18 protein-coding genes are annotated in these 21,664 nt (G+C 67.1%); 13 read left to right on the top strand and 5 right to left on the bottom strand.

The genetic code is table 11. From position 1 onward, the window contains the following. Window positions 1-16: 16 nt before the first annotated feature. The 8 genes from ACFSUD_RS04755 to rarD all read left to right on the top strand — a co-directional run bounded on the left by ACFSUD_RS04755 (window position 17) and on the right by rarD (window position 7,039). Window positions 17-343 carry a hypothetical protein gene (locus ACFSUD_RS04755; protein WP_386371992.1) on the top strand — a complete coding sequence of 109 codons (327 nt, stop codon included), beginning with the start codon at window positions 17-19 and terminating at the stop codon, window positions 341-343. Window positions 344-454: 111 nt separating this feature from the next. Continuing rightward, window positions 455-778 (top strand): sarcosine oxidase subunit delta, encoded by a 324-nt coding sequence (locus ACFSUD_RS04750; RefSeq protein WP_386371991.1) that lies wholly within the window; start codon window positions 455-457, stop codon window positions 776-778. 61 nt (window positions 779-839) lie between these two features. Next, window positions 840-3,857, top strand: coding sequence for a sarcosine oxidase subunit alpha family protein (locus ACFSUD_RS04745; RefSeq protein ID WP_386371989.1), 3,018 nt, complete (start codon window positions 840-842; stop codon window positions 3,855-3,857). Then, window positions 3,850-4,425 (top strand): sarcosine oxidase subunit gamma, encoded by a 576-nt coding sequence (locus ACFSUD_RS04740; protein WP_386371988.1) that lies wholly within the window; start codon window positions 3,850-3,852, stop codon window positions 4,423-4,425. Before ACFSUD_RS04745 ends, ACFSUD_RS04740 begins: the two co-directional genes overlap by 8 nt. A 222-nt stretch (window positions 4,426-4,647) precedes the next feature. Continuing rightward, on the top strand, window positions 4,648-5,247 hold the full coding sequence (locus ACFSUD_RS04735; RefSeq protein ID WP_386371986.1) for a superoxide dismutase: 600 nt from the start codon (window positions 4,648-4,650) through the stop codon (window positions 5,245-5,247). Between the two features lie 147 nt (window positions 5,248-5,394). Continuing rightward, a complete protein-coding gene (locus ACFSUD_RS04730) occupies window positions 5,395-5,604 on the top strand; it encodes a hypothetical protein (protein WP_386371984.1) in 210 nt (69 codons plus the stop codon). Further along, complete coding sequence (locus ACFSUD_RS04725) at window positions 5,601-6,056, top strand: host attachment family protein (RefSeq protein ID WP_386371982.1); 456 nt, start codon at window positions 5,601-5,603, stop codon at window positions 6,054-6,056. Before ACFSUD_RS04730 ends, ACFSUD_RS04725 begins: the two co-directional genes overlap by 4 nt. Before the next feature lie 62 nt (window positions 6,057-6,118). Next, window positions 6,119-7,039, top strand: a complete 921-nt coding sequence (gene rarD, locus ACFSUD_RS04720; protein WP_386371980.1) for an EamA family transporter RarD — start codon at window positions 6,119-6,121, stop codon at window positions 7,037-7,039. Here the strand turns inward: rarD and ACFSUD_RS04715 are convergent. Continuing rightward, window positions 6,976-7,527: an LOG family protein gene (locus ACFSUD_RS04715; protein WP_386371978.1), complete on the bottom strand. Its 552-nt coding sequence runs from the start codon at window positions 7,525-7,527 to the stop codon at window positions 6,976-6,978. The two genes, rarD and ACFSUD_RS04715, sit on opposite strands and share 64 nt — an antisense overlap. A 115-nt stretch (window positions 7,528-7,642) precedes the next feature. On the opposite strand from ACFSUD_RS04715, the gene ACFSUD_RS04710 reads away from it, so the two are divergent. Further along, window positions 7,643-8,878 (top strand): LysM peptidoglycan-binding domain-containing protein, encoded by a 1,236-nt coding sequence (locus ACFSUD_RS04710; protein WP_386371977.1) that lies wholly within the window; start codon window positions 7,643-7,645, stop codon window positions 8,876-8,878. 106 nt (window positions 8,879-8,984) lie between these two features. Next, the gene (locus tag ACFSUD_RS04705) at window positions 8,985-10,850 is read left to right on the top strand and encodes an ABCB family ABC transporter ATP-binding protein/permease (protein WP_386371975.1); all 1,866 of its coding nucleotides are present in this window, start codon (window positions 8,985-8,987) and stop codon (window positions 10,848-10,850) included. Window positions 10,851-10,947: 97 nt separating this feature from the next. Here the strand turns inward: ACFSUD_RS04705 and ACFSUD_RS04700 are convergent, their stop codons facing one another. From ACFSUD_RS04700 to ACFSUD_RS04690, 3 genes are all read right to left on the bottom strand, one after another. Then, window positions 10,948-11,421: a DUF302 domain-containing protein gene (locus ACFSUD_RS04700; RefSeq protein WP_386371974.1), complete on the bottom strand. Its 474-nt coding sequence runs from the start codon at window positions 11,419-11,421 to the stop codon at window positions 10,948-10,950. 119 nt (window positions 11,422-11,540) lie between these two features. Continuing rightward, window positions 11,541-15,416 (bottom strand): efflux RND transporter permease subunit, encoded by a 3,876-nt coding sequence (locus tag ACFSUD_RS04695; protein ID WP_386371972.1) that lies wholly within the window; start codon window positions 15,414-15,416, stop codon window positions 11,541-11,543. Next, window positions 15,413-16,660 carry an efflux RND transporter periplasmic adaptor subunit gene (locus ACFSUD_RS04690; protein ID WP_386371970.1) on the bottom strand — a complete coding sequence of 416 codons (1,248 nt, stop codon included), beginning with the start codon at window positions 16,658-16,660 and terminating at the stop codon, window positions 15,413-15,415. Before ACFSUD_RS04690 ends, ACFSUD_RS04695 begins: the two co-directional genes overlap by 4 nt. A gap of 217 nt (window positions 16,661-16,877) precedes the next feature. Here ACFSUD_RS04690 and ACFSUD_RS04685 point away from each other — a divergent pair, with 217 nt between their 5' ends. The 3 genes from ACFSUD_RS04685 (at window position 16,878) to der (ending at window position 20,600) form a co-directional block, all read left to right on the top strand. Continuing rightward, the gene (locus tag ACFSUD_RS04685) at window positions 16,878-17,579 is read left to right on the top strand and encodes a tetratricopeptide repeat protein (RefSeq protein WP_386371968.1); all 702 of its coding nucleotides are present in this window, start codon (window positions 16,878-16,880) and stop codon (window positions 17,577-17,579) included. A gap of 186 nt (window positions 17,580-17,765) precedes the next feature. Further along, window positions 17,766-19,058 (top strand): PQQ-like beta-propeller repeat protein, encoded by a 1,293-nt coding sequence (locus ACFSUD_RS04680; protein ID WP_386372573.1) that lies wholly within the window; start codon window positions 17,766-17,768, stop codon window positions 19,056-19,058. Between the two features lie 60 nt (window positions 19,059-19,118). Beyond that, the gene (gene der, locus ACFSUD_RS04675; protein WP_386371966.1) at window positions 19,119-20,600 is read left to right on the top strand and encodes a ribosome biogenesis GTPase Der; all 1,482 of its coding nucleotides are present in this window, start codon (window positions 19,119-19,121) and stop codon (window positions 20,598-20,600) included. Between the two features lie 61 nt (window positions 20,601-20,661). Here the strand turns inward: der and ACFSUD_RS04670 are convergent, their stop codons facing one another. Next, entirely contained in the window at window positions 20,662-21,372 is a 711-nt protein-coding gene (locus ACFSUD_RS04670) for a hypothetical protein (RefSeq protein WP_386371964.1), read from the bottom strand. Window positions 21,373-21,664 lie beyond the last annotated feature (292 nt).

Genomic DNA, 21,664 nt, shown 5'->3' with positions numbered 1-21,664 from the left:
ATACTGGAGCTCAATCATGGTACAACCCGACCGCGACAACCGCACCGACCACACCACGTCGGACCACACCACAACGACCACAACCACCACGACCGGCGGCTCGAGCATGGGCTTCATCATCGGTGCGCTCGTGGTCATTGTCGCCATCATCGCCTATTTCCTCTTCGTCGGCGGCGACGCCGATGCACCGGTCGATACCGCCGATGACGTCGATGTCACCATCGAAGGCACTGCCGAAGATACCGGCACTGCGATCGAAGGAGCTGCCGAAGACACCGGCGACGCCATCGAAGGCGCTGCCGAAGGCACGGCCGACGCTGTCGACGAACCCGTCGTCGACTGACACCACCCATCCGATCCCCGTGATCGCGACAGAGGCTGGCTCCCGCCCGGGGGCTGGCCTCTTCGCGTTTCCCCGCCCCCTTCACACCCGACCCAATCACAGGAGTGTCCCATGCTGATCCTGACCTGTCCCGCCTGCGGTGTGACCGCCGAAGAGACCGAATTCCACGCCGGTGGCGAGGCCCATCTGAAACGCCACGGCCCGGGGTCCTCGGACGATGAATTCGAACAATACCTGTTCATGCGCGCCAACCCCAAGGGCGTGCATTTCGAGCGCTGGCGCCACAACAACGGCTGCGGCAAGTGGTTCCACGTCGCCCGCGACACGGTGACCCTCGAAGTCTTCGGCAGCTATGCGGCCCAGACCTACGAGCCGACCGCCGAGATCCTCAGCGCCATCAAGGAACGCCGCCCCGACTGGTCGCAGGCCGACTGATGTTTCTTCTTGCCGCAAATACTCAATATCCCGACCTTCGCCCAGCCAAGGAGCCCCTCTCATGAGCACCCGTCTTGCTACAGGTGGCCGCCTGTTGAACAAATCCAGAGCGGTCAGCTTTTCCTTCAACGGCAAGCAGCTGCAGGGCTTTGAAGGCGATACGCTGGCCTCGGCGCTGCTGGCCAACGACCAGATGCTGGTCGGCCGCTCGTTCAAGTATCACCGCCCCCGCGGCATCGTCGCCGCCGGTCCCGAAGAGCCCAACGCGCTGGTCAACCTCGGCCGCGAGGGCCGTTTCGAGCCCAACCAGCGCAGCACCACGACCGAGCTTTTCGACGGGCTCGAAGCCAGCAGCCAGAACCACTGGCCAAGCCTGGAATTCGACGTCGGCGCGATCAACAAACACCTGAGCCGCTTTCTGCCCGCGGGCTTCTATTACAAGATGTTCATGTATCCGCGCGCCGCCTGGAAACATGTCTACGAGCCGATCATCCGCCATTCGGCGGGCCTCGGCAAGGCGCCGAAAACCGCGGATGCCGATACCTACGAGCATTTCCACGCCTTTTGCGACGTGCTGGTGATCGGCGGCGGCGTCGCCGGGCTCGAAGCCGCCCGCACCGCCGGACGCAGCGGCGCCAAGGTGTTGTTGATCGAACAGAGCGCCCATTGGGGCGGCCGCGCCCCGGTCGATGGCGGCAGCATCGACGGCAGATCCACCGAGGCCTTCGTCAAGGAGATCCTCGCCGAGCTGCAGGGCATGGAGAATGTCGAGCTGCGAAGCCGCACCATGGGGGCAGGGGTCTATGACCACGGCTACGTGCTCGGCTATGAACGCCTCACTGACCACGCGCCGCAGGCACCGGGCCCGCGCCACCGGCTCTGGCGCATTCGCGCCGGTCACGTGATCACCGCCACCGGCGCGCTGGAACGGCCGCTCAGCTTTGCGGGCAACGACATCCCCGGCGTCATGCTCGCCGCCTCGCTGCGCGACTACCTGGTCAATTACGGCGTCTCCGCGGGCGACCGCACCGTGGTCGTCACCAACAACGACAATGCCTATCTCACGGCCATCGCGCTGAAAAAGGCCGGTCTCGACGTGCCCGCGGTGATCGACGCGCGGGTGCTGCCCCAGGACAGCGCGCTGATGAGCGAAGCCAAGGCGCTCGGCATCCGGGTGCTGATGGGCCACGGCATCGCCTCGGTCAAAGGCGGCAAACGCGTCACCGGCGTGGCGATCTGCTCGCAGGCCGGAGAGGGCGCGGTGCTCGAAGAGATCGCCTGCGATGCCGTCGCCATGTCCGGCGGCTGGTCGCCGGTGGTGCATCTGTGGTCCCATTGCGGCGGCAAGCTGCGCTGGGACGCGGGTCATGCCTGTTTCAGCCCCGACACCAACCACCCGCCGATCGGCGCCGATGGTCTCGGCTTCGTCACCGCCGCCGGGGCCGCCGCCGGGGTCTTCGCCCTCGATGACGTGCTGCACGACGCCCACGGTGCCGCCGAAGGCGTCGCCACCACCCTCGGCTTCAAACTGCCCAAGGACAGCACCGCACCGGTCGCCGAACGGCGCGAGGAAACCCCGATGGCCCCGGTCTGGCTGATGCCGCAGGGGGCGGGCGCCAAGCTGCGCGAGAAGGCCTGGCTCGATTATCAGAACGACGTCAAGGTCTCCGACGTGCGCCTCGCCGCCCAGGAAGGCTTCGTCTCGGTCGAACATGCCAAGCGCTACACCACGCTCGGCATGGCCACCGATCAGGGCAAGCTCAGCAACATCAACGGGTTGGCGACCCTCGCCGGGGCGCTCAACGCCGAGATCCCCAGCGTCGGCACCACCACCTTCCGCCCGCCCTATCACCCGATCTCGATGGCCTCCATCGCGGGCGAGGCCCGCGGCCCGGTGTTCCAGCCGATCCGCCGCACCCCGATGCACCCTTGGCACGAACGCAATGGCGCGATCTTCGAGCCGGTCGGCCAATGGCGTCGCCCCTATGCCTATCTGCGCGGCGAGGAAAGCACCCATGACGCGGTGATGCGCGAAGTCGTCAACACCCGCCAGAAAATGGGCATGCTCGATGCCTCGACGCTGGGCAAGATCATCGTCAAGGGCCCGGATGCGGGCAAGTTCCTCGACATGCTCTACACCAACATGATGTCCACCCTGAAACCGGGCAAATGCCGCTACGGGCTGATGTGCTCGGAAAACGGCTTCCTGATCGACGACGGCGTGGTGGCGCGGATCGACGAGGACACCTTCCTCTGCCACACCACCACCGGCGGCGCCGAAAGCATCCACGGTCATATGGAAGAATGGCTGCAGACCGAATGGTGGGACTGGGACGTCTATGTCGCCAATGTCACCGAGCAATATGCCCAGATCGCCGTGGTCGGCCCCAACGCCCGCAAATGCCTCGAAAAGCTCGGCGGCATGGATGTCTCCAGGGACGCGCTCGGCTTCATGGAATGGGCCGACGGGGAACTCGGCGGCTTCAGGGTCCGGGTCTACCGGATTTCCTTCTCGGGCGAGCTGTCCTACGAGATCGCCGTCGATGCCAGCCATGGCCAGGCCTTCTGGGACGCGCTGATGGTGGCGGGTCACGACCTCGGTGTGATGCCCTATGGCACCGAATGCCTGCATATCCTGCGCGCCGAGAAGGGCTTCATCATGATCGGCGACGAGACCGACGGCACGGTGATCCCGCAGGATCTCGGCCTGAACTGGGCGATCTCCAAGAAGAAGGAAGATTACTTGGGCAAACGCGCCCAGGCCCGCAGCCACATGGCCGATCCCGAGCGCTGGAAGCTGGTCGGGCTCGAAACCACCGACGGCAGCACGCTGCCCGATGGTGCCTATGCGGTGGCCGAGGGCAAGAACGCCAACGGCCAGCGCAACATCCAGGGCAGGGTGACCTCCACCTATCACTCGCCGACCCTCGGCAAGGGCATCGCCATGGGGCTGGTGCATCGCGGTCCCGACCGCATGGGCGAGCTGCTTCGCTTCCCGGGCACCGATGGCAAGACCTACGAGGCCCGGATCGTCGACCCGGTATTCTATGACAAGGAAGGGGAAAAGCAGAATGTCTGAGCCCGTCACCGCCCTGAGAAACGCCGGCTACGCCGCCGGCATCGCCGAGGTCAACGAGATCGGCCCGCTCGGCATGATCACCCTGCGCGGCGATCTCGCCGCCAGCCCGATCCGCAGCGCCGCCGCCAAGGCGGGCGGCGTCGATCTGCCCGGCCAGCGGCAATGCAGCTTCGACGCGAAAGGCGGCATCGCCTGGATGTCGCCCGACGAGCTGCTGATCCTCTGCCCCTATGGCGAGGTTGCCGAAAGGCTCGACGCATTGCGCAGCGCCATCGCCCAGCTGCATGCCCTGGCGGTAAATGTCTCGGACGCCCGCGCGGTGTTCGAGCTCGGCGGCCCCCATGCCCGCGAGGTGATGGGCAAGCTCGCCCCGGTGGATTTCTCCCCCTACGCCTTCACCCCGGGCATGTTCCGCCGCAGCCGCATGGCCCAGGTCCCGGCCGCCTTCTGGCTGCAGGAGCCCGAGACCTTCCGGATCGTCTGCTTCCGCTCGGTGGCGCAATATATGTTCGACCTCCTGAAGATCGCCGCCCAGCCCGGCTCGGATGTCGGCCTCTACGCCAAATGAACCGGCCGGGGCGGCCCCGTCTGCCGCCCTGCCGGCGCCCGGCTTCTTTATGCCGAAAATACTCCGGGGAGCGTGAGGGGCCGGCCCCTCACTCCCGACCGCGCCCTGCGCCAAGCCGTCGCAAGTCTGGAACACAGGCCGAAACCTTCGCGTTGGACTTGACGAAGCGGCACCGACCCCGTCATGTGCCCCTGACGCAATTCCAAAAGAGGAGGCCGAACAATGGCTTTTCAACTTCCCGATCTCCCTTACGCTCACGATGCGCTGGCATCCAAGGGCATGTCGAAGGAAACGCTGGAATACCACCACGACAAGCACCACAACGCCTATGTGACCAATGGCAACAAGGCCATCGAGGGCACCGAATGGGAGGGCAAGTCGCTCGAGGAGATCATCAAGGGCACCTATGATCCCAAGGCCGTGGCCCAGAACGGTATCTTCAACAACATCAGCCAGCTCTGGAACCACAACCAGTTCTGGGAGATGATGAGCCCCGAAGACAGCAAGATGCCCGGCGAACTGGAAAAGGCGATCAGCGACAGCTTCGGCTCGGTCGACAATTTCAAGGACGAGTTCAAGGCGGCGGGTGCCGGTCAGTTCGGCTCCGGCTGGGCCTGGCTGGTCAAGGATACCGATGGCGGCCTGAAGGTCACCAAGACCGAAAACGGCGTCAACCCGGTCTGCTTCGGCCAGACCGCGCTGCTCGGCTGCGATGTCTGGGAACATTCCTATTACATCGACTTCCGCAATGCCCGTCCGGATTACCTCACCAACTTCCTCGACAAGCTGGTGAACTGGGAAAACGTCGCCTCGCGCATGTAACTCCCGCGCCGGGGCTTACGCCCTCGCATTCCCCATCGCCCGACAGGGCCGAACGCCCCGCAGCCCCACTGCGGGGCGTTTGCCTTGGAACAGACCCGAAGCACCGGCGTTGATCCGGTGAAGTCACACGCAGCGAAGGAGGTTCCGATGGCCGATCGTCACAGATCCAAGGACGGCAGCAAGGACAGCGAGAAAGTCTTGGGTGACAAGACCGAGACCCAGCAACAGGGCCGCGAAGGCGGCAATCTGCAGCGCGATGTCGCGACAAGGGACGAGGAAAAGCGCAGCACCGAACGCCCGGCGGGCAGCACCCGTGTCACCGGTGCCGACAAGCGCAACCATGGAGAATCCGAATGAGCAAACTAAAAAACGGCACCTGGGTGCTGATCGCCGATGGCGAGAAGGCGCTGTTCCTGGAAAACCAGACCGACGGTGAGGACCCTTTCCTCAACGTCGTGCGCAAGGAAGAGCAGGAGAACCCGCCGAACCGCGAACAGGCCGCCAACCGGCGCGGGCGGTTCAACGACGGCCCCTCGGTGCACCGCTCGGCGGTCGAGGACACGGACTGGCACCAGCTCGCCAAGGATCGCTTCGCCCATGAACTCGCCGATATCCTCTATAAACAGGCGCATAAGGGCAATTTCGATTCGATCGTCCTAGTCGCGGACCCCGGCACGCTCGGCGAGTTGCGCCAGGAGCTGCACCAGGAGGTCAGCGACAAGATCCTTGGCGAAGTGCCCAAGACCCTGACCAATCACCCGATCGACGATATCGAAAAGATCGTCGTGAACGAACTCAACAAGGGCTGACCCCTTGGCCCCGGTCGCGCTTCCCGTCACAAGGGAGGCGCGGCAGGTTCAAGGGGCGCAGAATGTCGGAAAGTTTCAAGGGTCTGATCGCGATGATCGCGACCTGCACGATCTGGGGCCTGTCCTCGATCTTCTACAAATCCCTCTCCCATGTCCCGCCGCTGGAGGTGTTGGCCCATCGCACCATCTGGTCGCTGGTCTTCTTCATCCTCATCCTCTCCGCGCAGCGCCGCCTGCCTGCGATGATCCGGGCGATGCAGGGGCGGCGGGCCCTTGCGATCATCGCCTTCGCGACGCTGATGATCTCCGCCAATTGGTTCATGTTCATCTGGTCCGTGCAATCGGGCCATGCCACAGAAGCCGCGCTTGGCTATTACGTCTTCCCGCTGCTGGCGGTGCTGCTCGGCCGCATCGTCTTTGCCGAACGCCTCGCGCCGCTGCAATGGCTGGCCGTGGCGCTGGCCGCCCTCGGGGTCTCGCTGTTGACCTACGGCCTTGGCACCGCGCCTTGGGTGGCGCTGAGCCTGGCGGGAAGCTTCTCGGCCTACGGGCTGATGAAAAAGCAGCTCGATGTTGGCCCGGTGGTCTCCGTCTCCGCCGAAGTGCTGCTGCTCAGCCCTGTCGCGGCGCTGGTACTGTGGCAATCCCACCACAGCGGCGCCGGTCATTTCGGCGCCTCGACGCGCGATACGCTGATGCTGATCTGCGCCGGACCGCTGACCGCGGTGCCGCTGATCCTGTTCTCCTATGCCGCGCGCCGCCTGACCATGGCCACCGCCGGATTGCTCTCCTATCTCAACCCGACGCTGCAATTCTTCTGCGCCGTGCTGCTCTTCGCCGAGCCGCTGACCGGCTGGCACATGATCACCTTCGCGCTGATCTGGTGCGCGCTGGCGCTCTATTCCGCCAGCGCCTTCGGTCAGGACAGGGCGCGGCGCAGGGCGGTGAGGGCGGTCGCCGCGTCCGGCACCGGGGTGATATAGGACAGCAGGCTTTCCTCGGCAAAGCCATGCGCCACCACATGCTCGATCATCTGCATGAAGGGTGCCCAGTAACCATTTGTATTCACGATGAATATCGGCTTCTCATGCAGGCCGATCTGGCGCCAGGTCAACACTTCGAACAGCTCATCGAGCGACCCCGCACCGCCGGGCAGCACCACCACCGCGTCGCAATTCATGAACATCACCTTCTTGCGTTCATGCATGGTCTCGGTCACCACATAGCGTGACAGATCGCTCTTGCCGACCTCCCAGGCCACCAGATGCTGCGGGATCACCCCGAAAGTATCCGCCCCCGCCGCCTGCGCGGCCCGCGCCACGCTGCCCATCAGCCCGACATCCCCCGCGCCATAGACCAGCCGCCAGCCGTTCTGCGCCAGACCGACACCGAGCACCTCGGCATCGGCGGTGAAGGCCGGATCGTTGCCGGGGCGCGATCCGCAATAGATGCAGACAGATTTCTGGTTCATCGGGGAATCCTTGTTCAGGGGCTAATCGACGGAAAAATGCGCTTTGCATGGTGCCGGGTTTCTGCCCCGTGTTATCCTGCCTGCCAGAAAGGCTCAACTACGGGGGCAATCGGCAATGGCCATATCCGCATCAGGTATTCGCAGCGCGCCGATGCTGCTCGGCGCAACGGGTCTCGCGATCACGGCGCTGGCGCTCTGGGCCTTCCTGCCGCGCAGCCCGCTCAACGAGGCCCCCGACCGCGCCGCGCAGCTGCCCGACACGACAGCACGGCCCGAGGCCGACGTCGGCCAGCCGACAGCGCAGGCCACCCCTGACACGCCTTCTGTGTCTGCACCGCCCAAGCTCCCGGCCCCGGCCTTCGACGAGGTCCGCCGCGAGCCCGACGGGCTCACCGTCATCGCCGGCCGCGCCGCCCCGGGCGCGCGGATCGAACTCCTGCAGGACGGCGCCCCGGTCGGCGCGGCCCAGGCCGATGCGCAGGGCCGTTTCGCCGCTGTCGCCCAATTGCCAAGTGACGGGCAGGGCCATGTCCTGAGCCTGACGCAGGAGCTCGACGGCGAACGTATCGCCTCGCAGGACGACATCATCCTGGCCCCCAGCAAGGCGGCACCGGAACAATCCGTCGAACTGGCCGAGGCAATCCCGGCAGAGCAGCACCCCGACGCCAGAACCGAACACCCCGCCACCCAAACCGCAGAGGCCCCCCCGGCTGACACGGCATCTCCCGCCACCACCGCCGCCGAAGCCGACCCATCCGATTCTGCACCACCGACCGTCACCGCGAGCACGCAACCCGGCGAGGCCACGGAGCCCGACGCCCCCGTCGCGCTGCTGAAATCCACCCCCGACGGCATCGAGGTCATGCAGCCCGCCGCACCCCAGGTCATGTCCCGCGTGGCGCTTGATGCGATCAGCTATGCCGACAGCGGTGAAGTCCAGCTCGCCGGGCGCGCCCAGCCCGAGGCGCGCCACGTGCGTATCTATCTCGACAATGACGCGGTGATCGACCTCGCCGTGGACAACTCCGGGCGCTGGCGCGGTGAACTGCCCCAGGTCGATGCCGGGATCTACACGCTCAGGGTGGACGAGATGGGCGCGTCAGGCGACGTGATCAGCCGCGTCGAAACCCCGTTCAAACGCGAATCCGCCGCCGCGCTCGCCGCCGCCGGGGCCGGGCAGGACGGCCCGCTCAGCGCCGTGACCGTGCAACGCGGCGACACGCTCTGGGCGATCTCGCGGGCGCGCTACGGCGACGGGCTGCTCTTCGTGCGGGTGTTCGAGGCCAACAGCACCGCGATCCGCAACCCAGATCTGATCTACCCCGGCCAGGTCTTCGACCTGCCGGATTGACGCCGCCCGACCCGGCGCCGGTCACATGGCCGCCATGCCGGCCCCGGCTCTGGCACATCTGGCGGGGGCGGCCTATGTAGGGGGGCCAGTCAGTTCAGGACCTTTCATGCCCGCCGATACCGCCCGCGCCGTCAATACCCGCCAGCCCGATCCCGCCAAGCCGTTGCTCAGCGACGAGGAGCTGGCCGATGCCGCCGAGCGTCAGTCAAGCCTGCTGGTGCTGCGCAAGGTCGCGCCCTATCTCTGGCCCGATGACATGCCTTGGGTCAAACGCCGGGTGGTCTGGGCGATGCTGGCGCTGCTGCTCTCCAAGCTGATCACCGTCGCGACACCGGTGTTCTACAAGGGCGCGGTCGATGCGCTTTCGGACGAAGGCGCGCCGATGCTGATGCTCGGCGCCGTCGGCCTGACGGTGGCCTATGGCATGGCCCGGCTGATGGGCGTGGGCTTCGGCCAGATCCGCGACGCGGTCTTCGCCCGGGTCGGGCAACGCGCCCTGCGCATGCTGGCGCTCGAAACCTTCGATCACATCCACCGCCTGTCGATGCGCTATCACATCACCCGCAAGACCGGCGGTCTCAGCCGGATCATCGAACGCGGGGTCAAGGGCGTCGATTTCCTGCTGCGCTTCCTGCTGTTCTCGATCGGGCCGCTGATCCTCGAGCTGATCCTCGTCGGGATCATCCTCGCGGTGCTGTTCGACATCTGGTATCTCGCCGTGGTGGCGGTGACCATCGCGCTCTATGTCTGGTTCACCTTCGCGGTGACCGAATGGCGGGTGAAACTGCGCCGCCAGATGAACGACCAGGACACCGACGCCAACCAGAAGGCGATCGACTCGCTGCTGAACTACGAGACGGTGAAATATTTCGGCGCCGAGCAACGCGAGGCGGCGCGCTATGACGCGGCGATGGCAGGCTATGAGGAAGCGGCGATCAAGACCAATTACTCGCTCGCCTTCCTCAACTTCGGCCAGGCGCTGATCATCACTTCGGGCCTTGTCGGTGTCATGGTGATGGCCGCAATCGGGGTCGAAAACGGCAGCCTCACGGTGGGCGATTTCGTCATGGTCAACGCCTACATGATCCAGCTCACGGTGCCGCTCAACTTCCTCGGCACGGTCTATCGCGAGATCCGCCAGGCGCTGGTCGACATGGGCCAGATGTTCGGCCTGCTCGACCAACCGGCCGAGATCACCGACAAGCCCGGCGCGGCGGAACTGCGGGTCACCGGCGGGCGCGTCACCCTCGATGACGTGCATTTCGGCTATGATCCCGATCGCCAGATCCTCAAGGGCATCTCGCTGACCGCCGAACCCGGCGAGACGGTGGCCATCGTCGGCTCCACCGGCTCGGGCAAATCCACCATCGGACGGCTGCTCTTCCGCTTTTATGACGTGCAGGACGGCGCGCTCAGGATCGACGGGCAGGATCTGCGCGACGTGACCCAGGACAGCCTGCACCGGGCCATCGGCGTGGTGCCCCAGGACACGGTGCTGTTCAACGACACGATCGGCTACAACATCGCCTATGGCCGCGACGGCGCCACCGAATCCGAGATCGAGGCCGCCGCCCGTGCCGCGCAGATCCACGACTTCATCCTGTCGCTGCCACAGGGCTACGAGACAAGGGTCGGCGAACGCGGGCTCAAGCTCTCGGGCGGCGAGAAACAGCGCGTCGGCATCGCCCGCACCCTGCTGAAAGATCCGCCGATCCTGTTGCTGGACGAGGCCACCTCGGCGCTCGATTCAGAAACCGAACACGAGATCCAGGACGCGCTGCACCGCGCCGGGCAGGGCCGCACGGTGCTGATCATCGCGCACCGGCTCTCGACCATCGCCGATGCCGACCGGATCGTCGTGCTCGAACAGGGCAATATCGTGGAGCAGGGCCGTCACGAGGAACTGCTCGCCCAAGGCGGCCGCTACGCGCAGCTCTGGATGCGCCAGCAAAGCGAGGCCGAGGCGGTCTGACCCGTCCCGGCTTCTTCTGACCGGAAATACCTTGGGGAGTTTGAGGGGCAACGCCCCTCATCCGCCGCCCCGCGGGGCGGCCATCAGTGCCCTTGGCTCACTCCTCCGCCACCGCCTTGTCGGTCAGCTTGTTCAGCGCGCCGGTCATCTTGGCGAGATATTCCGCCCCCTCGGGCAGCCCGTGCTGCAGCGCCAGCTCCGCGGGATCGTGATAGACCAGATGCACCACGCCCTCGCCATCGGCATAGGCCAGCACCCGCAGCGGCAGGTCGAGCCCGGCGCTCTGGGCCGCCTGCATCGCCGGGGTGCCGAGCTTGGGATTGCCGAAGATCAGCAGCTCCGTCGGGCGCAGCTCCATATCGGCCTTGGTGGCCCCGGCGGCGTGATCGACCCGGGCAAAGACATTGGCCCCGGCCTCCTCCACCGCGGCGGCGAGCCGGTCGATGGTCACGCTCACCGAATGCGGGCTGACCTTGTGGACGAGCTCGGCGGCAAGGGCGGGCAGGGTGAGGGCGGGCAGGCTCAGACCGGCTCCGAGGACGGTGGCGAGGGCGAGACGTTTCTTCATCATGGGCTCCTGTCAGATGATGTCGCGTGATGCGCGCCAAGATAGCGCGCCGCGCCGCCCCGGCGAGGCCACGCCGCTCACCTTGTCTTGAGCCGCCGCATCTGGCGGCGCGCCGGGCCGCCCTATTGGGCCGCCTTCAACCCGGCCCGCGGCGCCGGAAGATCCGGCCCGTCCCCGGTGTCCCAGATGATCTCGTCGCTCCTAAGGTGACGCGCATCGCGGGCCAGCGCCCAGTCCTGCGCCGCCCGGCTGGCCCGGCCCAGCGACAGCCGCGCCAGCAGCCGCGCGATCCAGCGCATGTAGGTGCTCGCCCAGACCCGGATCGCCAGCATCGAGGGGGTCACCATCAGCGTCAGCACCGTGGCGATGCCGAGCCCGAAGACCACCGCCGTGGCGAGCTGTTTCCACCACAGCGCCGTGGGGCTGTCGATCGTATAGCCGCCATCGGCGAAATCGAGGCTGAGACCGAACATCATCGGCGTCAACCCGGCCATGGTGGTGATCGTGGTGAGCAGCACCGGGCGGATCCGCGCCTGCGCGGTGCGGATGATCGCCTCGATTCGCGGCATGTAGCGTTCGAGCTCCTGATAGGTGTCGATCAGGATGATGTTGTTGTTCACCACGATCCCGGCCAGCGCGACGATGCCGGTGCCGGTCATGATGATCGAGAAGGTCTGATCCATCACCAGCATCCCGATCAGCACTCCGGTGGTCGAGAGCACCACCGCCAGCAGCACCAGCACCGAATTGTAGAACGAGTTGAACTGCGCCAGCAGGATGATGAACATCAGCCCCAGCGCGGCGGTGAAGGCGGAGCTGAGGAAGGCCTGGCTCTCGGCCTGATCCTCCTGATCGCCGGTCCATTCATAGCTGACGCCGAAGGGCAGCGGATTGGCCTCAAGCCAGGCGGTCAGCGTCTCGATCCGCTCATTGGCATTGATCGGCACCAGCCGGAATTCGCCGCGCGCCAGCCCGGCGGCAAGATCCGCATCGCCCGCCGCCGCGCTGCGCGCGGCGATGGCATAGCGGCTGCCGTCCGGTCCGCTGAGCGCGCCGTCCCGGTCGGGGCGCAGGCTCGCCAGCGTCACCGCGCCATCGCCCTCCGCGGCGCTCTCGGGCGGGCGCACCAGCTTCATCATGCCGCTCTCGACCCCGGCCTTGAGATCGAGATGGCGTTTCTGGTCGACCCGGTTGATCTCCGCCAGTTTCGGCACCGGCGTGCGGGTGATGAAATTGGCCAGCGGCACCAGCCCGTCGGCGGTGCGCACCTTGAGCGTGTCGAGGGTGGAGAGCAGACGGTCCTCCCGGGGCAGGCGCACCCGGATCTCGATCTCCTCGTCGGATGTCTCGACCCGCATCGTGTCGAGCAGCAGCCCGCGGGTGACGAGCTGCACCATCGCACCCACGGTCAGCACATCGGCGCCATATTGCCCGGCCTTCTCGACATCGACATCGATGCGCCAGTCGATGCCGGGCAGGGGGCGGCTGTCCTCGATCAGGATCAGCCCCGGCGTCGCCTCGAAGGTCTCGCGCATCATCGCCGTGGTCGCGACCAGATCCTCCAGCGAATCCGATTTCAGCCGCAGATGCACCGGCTTGGCCGCGCCCGGCCCCATCGCCTGGGCGAGAATCTCGATGCGGATGCCGGGGATCTCGCCGAGCTGTTCGGTAAGGTCGGCGATGATCCGGTCGCCGTCATAGGCCGGGTCCTGCACGTCGCGCGTGAAGTCATAGCCGAGCAGCGGCAGGGTATAGAGCACCTCGCTGCGCGTCGGACGGTCCTCCCATGGAATGGTTTCGAGCTGGATCTGCCCGATCGAATCCTTCGGCGCCAGCACCCCGCCGGTATTGCTGTCGAGCCCGCCTTCACCGGCAAAGGCAAAGGCCGTCTGAACGCCCGGATGGGCCAGCACCACCGCCTCGGCCTCGCGCATCAGCGCGTCCTTCTCGGCGAGGGAGAGATTGCCGCGCGCCAGCACATAAACGATCGCCTGTTCCGGCTCGCTCTCGACGAAGAACTCGACGCCCCTGTTGTTGTTGCCAAAGAAGATCATCACCGTGCCGACAAAGACGAAGACCGTCCCGGCGACCACCAGCGGCATCACCGGATTGCCCGCGATGAAGGCGATCACATGGCCGAAGGCCGAGCGGCGATAGCCGGGATCGACATGACCGGGCTCGCGGCGGAACATCCGCGCGCCGAGCCAGCGCCCGGCGCGGCCGAGCCGCGTCATCAGCGCGAAGAGCGCGGTCAGGAACAGCATCGCCCCCGCCGCCAGCAGCATCATCAGCGCCGCGGCACTGGCGATGCACAGGAAAATCACCGCGAAGGCGGGGATCACCGAGCCGAGCAGGTTGAGCCCGTCCATCCCGGCAAAGCGCGCCGAGATTACCGCGAAGAGCGGCTGGAACAGCGCCAGCGGCAGCGCCGCCATGGCAAAGGCGAGCGGGAAGAGGAGCAGGTGCAGATAGAAGGGCAGCGCCGCGATGCGGGTCATGTTCTGCGCCATCCAGCGCTCGAGCCGCCCGGTCACCCCGCCCACCACCGGCAGATAGATCAGCGCCACCACCAGCGAGGCGGAGAGCACGAAGATCAGCGTCACCGGCAGCATCCCCATGAACTCCCCGGGCACGCCGGGCCAGAACAGCATCGGCAGGAAGGCGCAGAGCGTGGTGGCGGTGGAGGAGATGATCGGCCAGAACATCCGCTTGGCCGCATCGACATAGGCATGCATCGGCCCGACGCCTTCCTGCTGGCGGGCATCGGCATATTCGACCACCACGATGGCTCCGTCGACCAGCATCCCCACGGCGAGGATCAGCCCGAACATCACGATGTTGGAGATCGAGATGCCCATCAGCGCGAGGAAGGCGAAACAGAGCAGGAAGGAGGTCGGGATCGCGAACCCGACCAGCAGCGCGGCGCGGATGCCGAGTGCTGCCAGCACCACGATCATCACCAGCGCCACGGCGGTGAACACCGAGCCGAGCAACTGCTGCACCATCGAATCGACGATCCGGCTCTGGTCGTTGGAGGTGCCCACATGCACCGCCGCGCGCAGTCCCTCGGGCCAGGCGGCGGCATGTTCATCGACCACGTTGCGCACCTTGGCCGACGTATCGATCAGGTTGAACCCCTTGCGCTTGACCACCTGCAGCGTCAGCGTCTTCTCGCCATTGAACCGCGCGGTGCCGAGCCGGTCCTCGAAGGTCAGGTTGATCTGCGCCAGATCGCCCAGCGTCACCACCCGGTCGCCGTTGGTCTTGACCGGCAGCGCATAGATATCGGCGGCATCGTCGAAAGAGGAGGGAATCTTGACCGAGAAGGTGCCCTGATCGGTCTCGACCTCCCCGGCGGCGATCAGCTGGTTGTTGTTCTGCACCACGTTGATCAACTCGTTAGCGGTGACGTTGTAGGCTTCGAGCCTGAGCGGGTCGATCAGCACTTCGAGCATCTCGTCCCGGCTGCCCGCCACCGCCGCCTCGAGCACCGCGTCGAGCCCTTCGAGCGCATCCTGCAGCTCGCGCGCCACGCGGGTCATGGTGCGTTCGGGGACCGGGCCGGTCAGGTTGACGATGATGATCGGGAATTCGGAGAAGTTGATCTCGTTGATCGAGTATTTCTCGGCGCCGTCGGGGAATTTCGCCTCCGCCGTGCTCATCGCGTCGCGCACATCGGCCATGATCTTGGTCTTGTCCCAGCCGAATTCGAACTCCAGCGCCACCCCGGCATAATTTTCCGCCGCGGTACCGGAGATCTTCTTCAGCCCGTCGAGATCGGAAAGCTCGGTCTCCATCGGCTTGACCAGCAGCGTCTCGCTGTCGGCGGCGGAAATGCCGGGGAAGGGGACGGAGACGAAGAGCGCCGGGATCTCGATATCCGGTTCGCCCTCCTTGGGGAGCGTCGAATAGGCATAGGCGCCGACGGTGATGCTGAGCAGGATGAAGGCGAGCACCATGCGCGCGCGCCCGGCAGCCCAGTCAACGATGCCGCTCACTGGCTCAGCTCCTGCCAGGTCGGCGCCACCTTGACCCCGGCGGTGACATATTCCTGACCGCGCACGATCAGGTCGATCTCCTCGGCCAGACCGGCGACCCAGACCCCGTCGGCGGCGTCGCGGATCAGCTCGACCGGGCGGAAATCGACCACCGCCTCGGCATCGATCAGCCGCACGCCGAGACGGCCTTCGTCGTTCAGCGTCAGCGCCGATTGCGGGATCAGATGCGCCTCGACCCCGCTGGAGGCGATGGCGATCTCGACGGTCTGGCCGTCGCGGATCGTCTGGTCCGGGTTGGCCACCTCGATCTCGACCCGGAAGGTGCGGGTCTGCGGATCGGCGGAACGCGCAAGGAAGCTCACCTCGCCCTCGAGCGTGCCGCCGCCCGCCGCCAGCTCCGCCTGCGCCGGGGCGCCGAGGCTGACCCGGTGCACTTCGGTCTCCGGCAGGAAGGCGACGAGCTTGACGCTGTCGAGCTGCAGCACCGTGGCGCAGAGCGCGCCGGGCTGCAGCAGGCTGCCGAGCTCGGCGCTGTCGCTTTCGAGCACGCCGCTGAACGGCGCGGTGATGGCAAGCCGGGTGATCTCCTTCTCCGCCGCGGCGACGGCGGCGCGGGCCGCCTCGATGCCCGCGCGCGCGGCGCGCAGCCCCGCCTCGGCCGAGGTCAGCCCGGCCTGCGCGGTGGCGACGCCCGCATCGGCCTCGGCCACCCGGGTCTGCGAGGCGAAACCGTCCTGGATCAGCCGCGCGGCGGCGTTCTGGTTGATCTGCGCCTCCTTCAGCCGTGCCTCGGCCTCGGCGACGCGGGCCCCGGACTCGGGCACCCGGGCCTCGGCCTCGCTGAGCCGCGCCTGCGCCTCGGCGAGCTGCGCCGGACGGGTGCCGGGATCGAGCGCGCAAAGGGTTTCGCCCCGTGCGACCTCATGCCCCTTGCGCAGCGGTTCGGAGACCACGACGGCGGAGGTTTCCGCGCGCAGATCGACCTGCCGGGCCGCGGCGGTCTGGCCGCGCAGGAGCACCGCATTCTGCAGGGTCTCGGCCTGCGAGCGCAGGACCATGACCTTGACCCGCGTCCCGCCTGCCGCAACGTCACCGGGCAGGGCCGCCTCGCTCACCCCCTCGCGCGCCCCTGTCTCGGGTGGCGGGCTGACCCCGAAGGAGGCCAGCAGCGCGGGCCGCTCGAAGATGGCCAGATACATCAGCAAAGTCACCGCCAGAGCGGAAAGGATTGAAAAGATGCGCATTCCCGGAGCCTCGGATCTTGACGCCGCCGGGGAGGGGCGACGTATTACAGGCCAGCGTGATAGCGCAAAACGACGGAACTGCCTAGATTTACTCGCAAATTGTTACCACACGGAACGCTGCCGTGACCGGCCCGCCCCGGCGCCGTTTCGCGCGGGGTATTGGCTTGCGCCGCACTGCGCGTTATGACGGGCCAAATTCAGCCGGGGACAGGGCCGCATGAGCAATAGTGACAGTTTCATCGACGAGGTGACCGAGGAGGTCCGCCGCGACCGGCTTTTCGGGCTGATGCGCCGCTATGGCTGGATCGCCGTGCTGCTGGTGGTGCTGATCGTCGGCGGGGCGGCCTGGAACGAATACCAGAAATCCCGCGAACGCGCCGAGGCCGAGGCGCTCGGCGATGCGATGCTCGCGGCGATGCAGGCCGATGACAGCGCCGCACGCGCCGCGGCGCTCGACGATGTCGGCGCCCCGGAGGCGGCGGCGGCGGCCGTGCTCGGCTTTCTTACGGCGGCGGAACATGCGGAGGCGGGCGATATCGACGCCGCTGTCGCGCGTCTCGATGCGGTGGCGGTGAACGGCGCGGCGCCCGAGATCTACCGGCAGATCGCGCAGTTCAAGGCGTTGACGCTGAAGAGCGCCAGCGCCCCGGCCGCCGAGCGTCGCCAGGGGTTCGAGGCGATGGCCCAGCCCGGCGCGCCGCTGCGGCTGCTGGCCGCCGAGCAGCTGGCGCTGATCGAGATCGAAGAGAACGCGCCGGACGCGGCGATCGCCCGCTACCAGGACATTCTCAACGATGCCGGCACCACGCCGGACTTGCAACAGCGTGCGCTGCAGGTGATCGTGGCCCTCGGCGGCGAGCCCGAGCTTGACGCCAGCGCGACAGACCCCGCCGCAGGGGCGCTTCAGGAAACGAACTGATGCCCGCGCGGGCCTCGGCAGCAGCGACATTCAAGGCAGAGTGAGCAGGTAATGATCGACGATTGCAGCAGACCGGGCGATCACGGGGCCCGACATTTCGCACAGGGCAGGGCCGAGGGGGCCTCTGGCCCATCGAGGCGCGCCCGGACCCTGCGGTGCCTGCCGCTCGGTGCGCTCGGCGCGCTGATGCTGCTGGGCGCCTGCAGCGAACCCCAGACCTATCTGCCGGGCAAGCGCGAACATGTGCGCTCGGTGCTGCAGGATCCCGGCATGACGGTCGAGCAGGACCGTTCCGACCTGCCCAACCGGAGCCGCGCGATCAGCCTGCCGCGCACCGCCGCCAATGCGAGCTGGACCCATGCCATCGGCAGTCCGGCGAGCCGCGTCTCCCATGCCGCGCTCGCCGCCGATCCGCAGCCGCTCTGGTCCGCGCCGATCGGGGCCGGCGACAGCCGCAAGCTGCGCATCACCGCCGATCCGGTGGTCGGCGGTGGGCGGATCTTCACCCTCGACGCCGGGGCGCAGGTCACCGCCACCTCGAGCAGCGGCGAGACTCTCTGGACCCGCGATCTGACCCCGGCCTCGGATCCGCGGGGACAGGCGACCGGCGGCGGTCTGGCGCTGGCCGGGGACACGCTCTATGTCTCCGTCGGCTATGGCATCCTCGCGGCGCTCGACGTCGCCAGCGGCGCCCCGCGCTGGCAGCAGAAGCTGGAGGCCAGCGGCTCCGGCACGCCGACGGTCTCGGGCGATCTGGTCTATCTCACCGCCGGGGACGACACCGGCTGGGCGGTGCGGCGCAGCGACGGGCGGGTGCAATGGCAGACCTCCTCGACGCGCAGCGTCAACAACGTGCTCGGCATGCCCGCCCCGGCGCTGACCGATGATCTGGCGATCTTCGGCTTCGGCTCGGGCGAGGTGCAGGCCGTGTTCCGCCGCGGCGGCATCCCGCGCTGGAACACCTCGGTCGTCGGCCGCCGTCCCGGCAGGGCACTGAGCAGCGTCTCCGATCTGACCGGCGCGCCGGTGGTCTCGGGCAATGTCGCCTATATCGGCAATCACTCGGGCCGGATCGCCGCGCTCGACATCGGCAGCGGCGAACAGCTCTGGAGCGTGCCGGAAGGCGCGATCGGTCCGGTCTGGCCGGTCGGCGATTCGATCTTCGCGATCAGCGATCTCAACGAGCTCATCCGCCTCGATGCCCGCGACGGTGCGCGGATCTGGGGGGTGAAACTGCCCAATTTCGTCAGTGACAAGCCGAAGCGGCAATCCGAGGTGGTGGCACATTACGGGCCGGTGCTCGCCGGGGGGCGGATCATCATCGCCTCCAACGACGGGCAGCTGCGCAGCTATGATCCGCGCGACGGCAGGCTCATCGGCACGACCCCGGTGCCCGGCGGCGCGACCACGGCGCCGGTGGTGGCGGGCGGCACGCTCTATGTCGTTTCGACCGAGGGAAAATTGCACGCTTTCCGTTGAGGGCGAAATGGGCTAAAGCGCGGGCTTGTGATTGGCCCGCCGGGGCCCTGGAGCTTTGCAATGTCCTTTACCCTCGCCATCGTCGGCCGTCCCAATGTCGGCAAATCGACGCTGTTCAACCGTCTCGTCGGCAAGCGACTCGCGCTGGTCGATGACCAGCCCGGCGTCACCCGCGACCTGCGCGAGGGCGCCGCGCGGCTCGCCGATCTGCGCTTCACGGTGATTGACACGGCCGGGCTTGAGGAGGTGACCGACTATTCCCTGCAGGGCAGGATGCGGCGGCTGACCGAGCGGGCGGTCGACATGGCCGACATCTGCCTGTTCATGATCGATGCGCGGGTCGGCGTCACACCGTCGGATCTGGTCTTTGCCGATATCCTGCGCAAACGCTCGGCGCATGTGATCCTTGCCGCCAACAAGGCCGAGGGCGCCGCCGCCGAAGCCGGGGTGATCGAAGCCTATTCGCTCGGCCTCGGGGAGCCGGTACGACTGTCGGCGGAACACGGTGAGGGGCTCAACGATCTATATACCCAACTGATGCCGCTGGCCGACGGCTTCGCCGAACGCGCAAAGAGCGACGCGCCGGATGTCGATGTCGATCTGAGCGAGGCGGAGGCCGAAGACCCCGACGCGGTGCCGATGCCGAACGATGCCAAGCCGCTGCAGGTTGCCGTTGTCGGGCGGCCCAATGCCGGGAAATCGACGCTGATCAACCAGATCCTCGGCGAGGACCGGTTGCTGACCGGACCCGAGGCGGGGATCACGAGGGATGCGATCTCGCTGCGCACCGACTGGGCCGGGCCCGAGGGCACGCCGGTACCGATGCGGATTTTCGACACGGCCGGGATGCGCAAGAAGGCCAAGGTGCAGGAAAAGCTGGAGAAGCTCAGCGTCAGCGACGGGCTGCGCGCGGTGAAGTTCGCCGAGGTCGTGGTGGTGCTGCTGGATGCCGAGATCCCCTTCGAGCAGCAGGATCTGCGCATCGCCGATCTGGCCGAGCGCGAGGGCCGCGCTGTTGTGATCGCGGTCAACAAATGGGATATCGAAGGCGACCGGCAGGCCAAGCTCAAGGAGCTGAAGGAAAGCTTCGAGCGGTTGCTGCCGCAGCTGCGCGGCGCGCCGCTGGTCACCGTCTCGGCCAAGACCGGGCGCGGCATGGACCGGCTGCACGGCGCGATCATGCGCGCCTATGAGGTCTGGAACCGGCGGATATCCACGGCGCAGCTCAACCGCTGGCTCTCGGGGATGATGGAGGCGCATCCGCCCCCCGCGCCGCAGGGCAAGCGGATCAAGCTGCGCTACATGACGCAGGCAAAGACCCGGCCGCCCGGTTTCGTGGTGATGTGCAGCCATCCCGACAAGGTGCCGGACAGCTATAACCGCTATCTGGTCAATGGCTTGCGGCTCGACTTTGACATGCCGGGCACGCCGATCCGGCTGTGGATGCGCGGCCAGTCCGATGCCAACCCCTACAAGGGGCGCAAGAAGGCCGCGCCCTCCAAGCTGCGCAAACATACCGACGGACGGCGCAGCGACCGCTGAACGCGCCCGCCGGACTTTTGCAAAAAGTCCGCCGCGTTTTCCGGGTCGGAAAACGGGCCGGTCAGCGGCGGAAGGCGCGCAGGGTGGGCAGGGCGACGAGCAGCGCCCCGATCGCGGCGAGCCCGGCGATGAGGGGCGCGGATTGGTAATTCTGCACCACGATCGCGGCCAGCCCCCAGATCACCGCGAGCCCATAGGTCGGGACGCGTCCGAGCGCTGCCTGCACCAGCAGGCCGAGCAGGATCGCCAGGCTGACGAAGAGCAGCGCCGCGCCCTGCGCGCTCATCACCCCGTAGCCCGCCGCCAGCAGGCCAAGAGAGACGCAGGAGGCGGCGCTGAGCCAGCCTGCGTAGAGCCCGACCGGCCCGGCGGCCCAGAGCCGGTCTTCGACCGGTGCGAGGAACAAGGCGACCAGCGCGGTAATCAGCATCAGCCAGATCAGCGCGGCGGCCCAAAGCGGGCTCAGCACCGCCACCGCCAGCCAGCCGCTGCCGAGCGCCAGCGACAGGCAGAGCGGCACGCGCATGTCATGCCATTGCCCGTCACGCGGTGCGCGCAACAGGCCCCAGCCGAGGCCGATGATGAGCCAGAGATAGATCACCCCCCAGATCGAGAAGGCATAGCCCGCGGGCTGCACCGGCGGTTCGTCCTGCGGCACCGGGAATTGCGCCGGATCGAAGCCGTTGAACCCTTGCACGAAGAGCGGCGAGGCGGCGAAGGCCAGGCTCAGCGCGAAACAGGCAACGGCGATGATCAGGCGGGTCTTGTGCATGCGGCAGCTCCGGACACATCGGCGGGGATGTCTTTTGAGCTAGTACGCGAAAATCACCGGGCAAGCCGGTGCGCCCGCCGATGGCCCAGGGCCATGGCGGATTGTGTCCTTCATGTAACTGTCTGGGTGGGCTGCTTAAAAATGGCGGCGCCGCCAGATCGGAATCGCGCAGCAGGCGTCACCCTGCTGCCTTGACCGGTATGTCGGGCCCGGCATGCGGGCCGCGTTTCCTTCGGGTTTCGACAGGTGCCAGACTGTCGAGGATAATCGCGCGATTGCCACAAGGTGTAAT

The organism is Sulfitobacter aestuarii (genome assembly GCF_042685005.1).
In the GTDB taxonomy this organism is placed as follows: Bacteria; Pseudomonadota; Alphaproteobacteria; order Rhodobacterales; family Rhodobacteraceae; genus Sulfitobacter; species Sulfitobacter aestuarii.
This window is presented reverse-complemented; position numbering and strand designations above follow the sequence as displayed.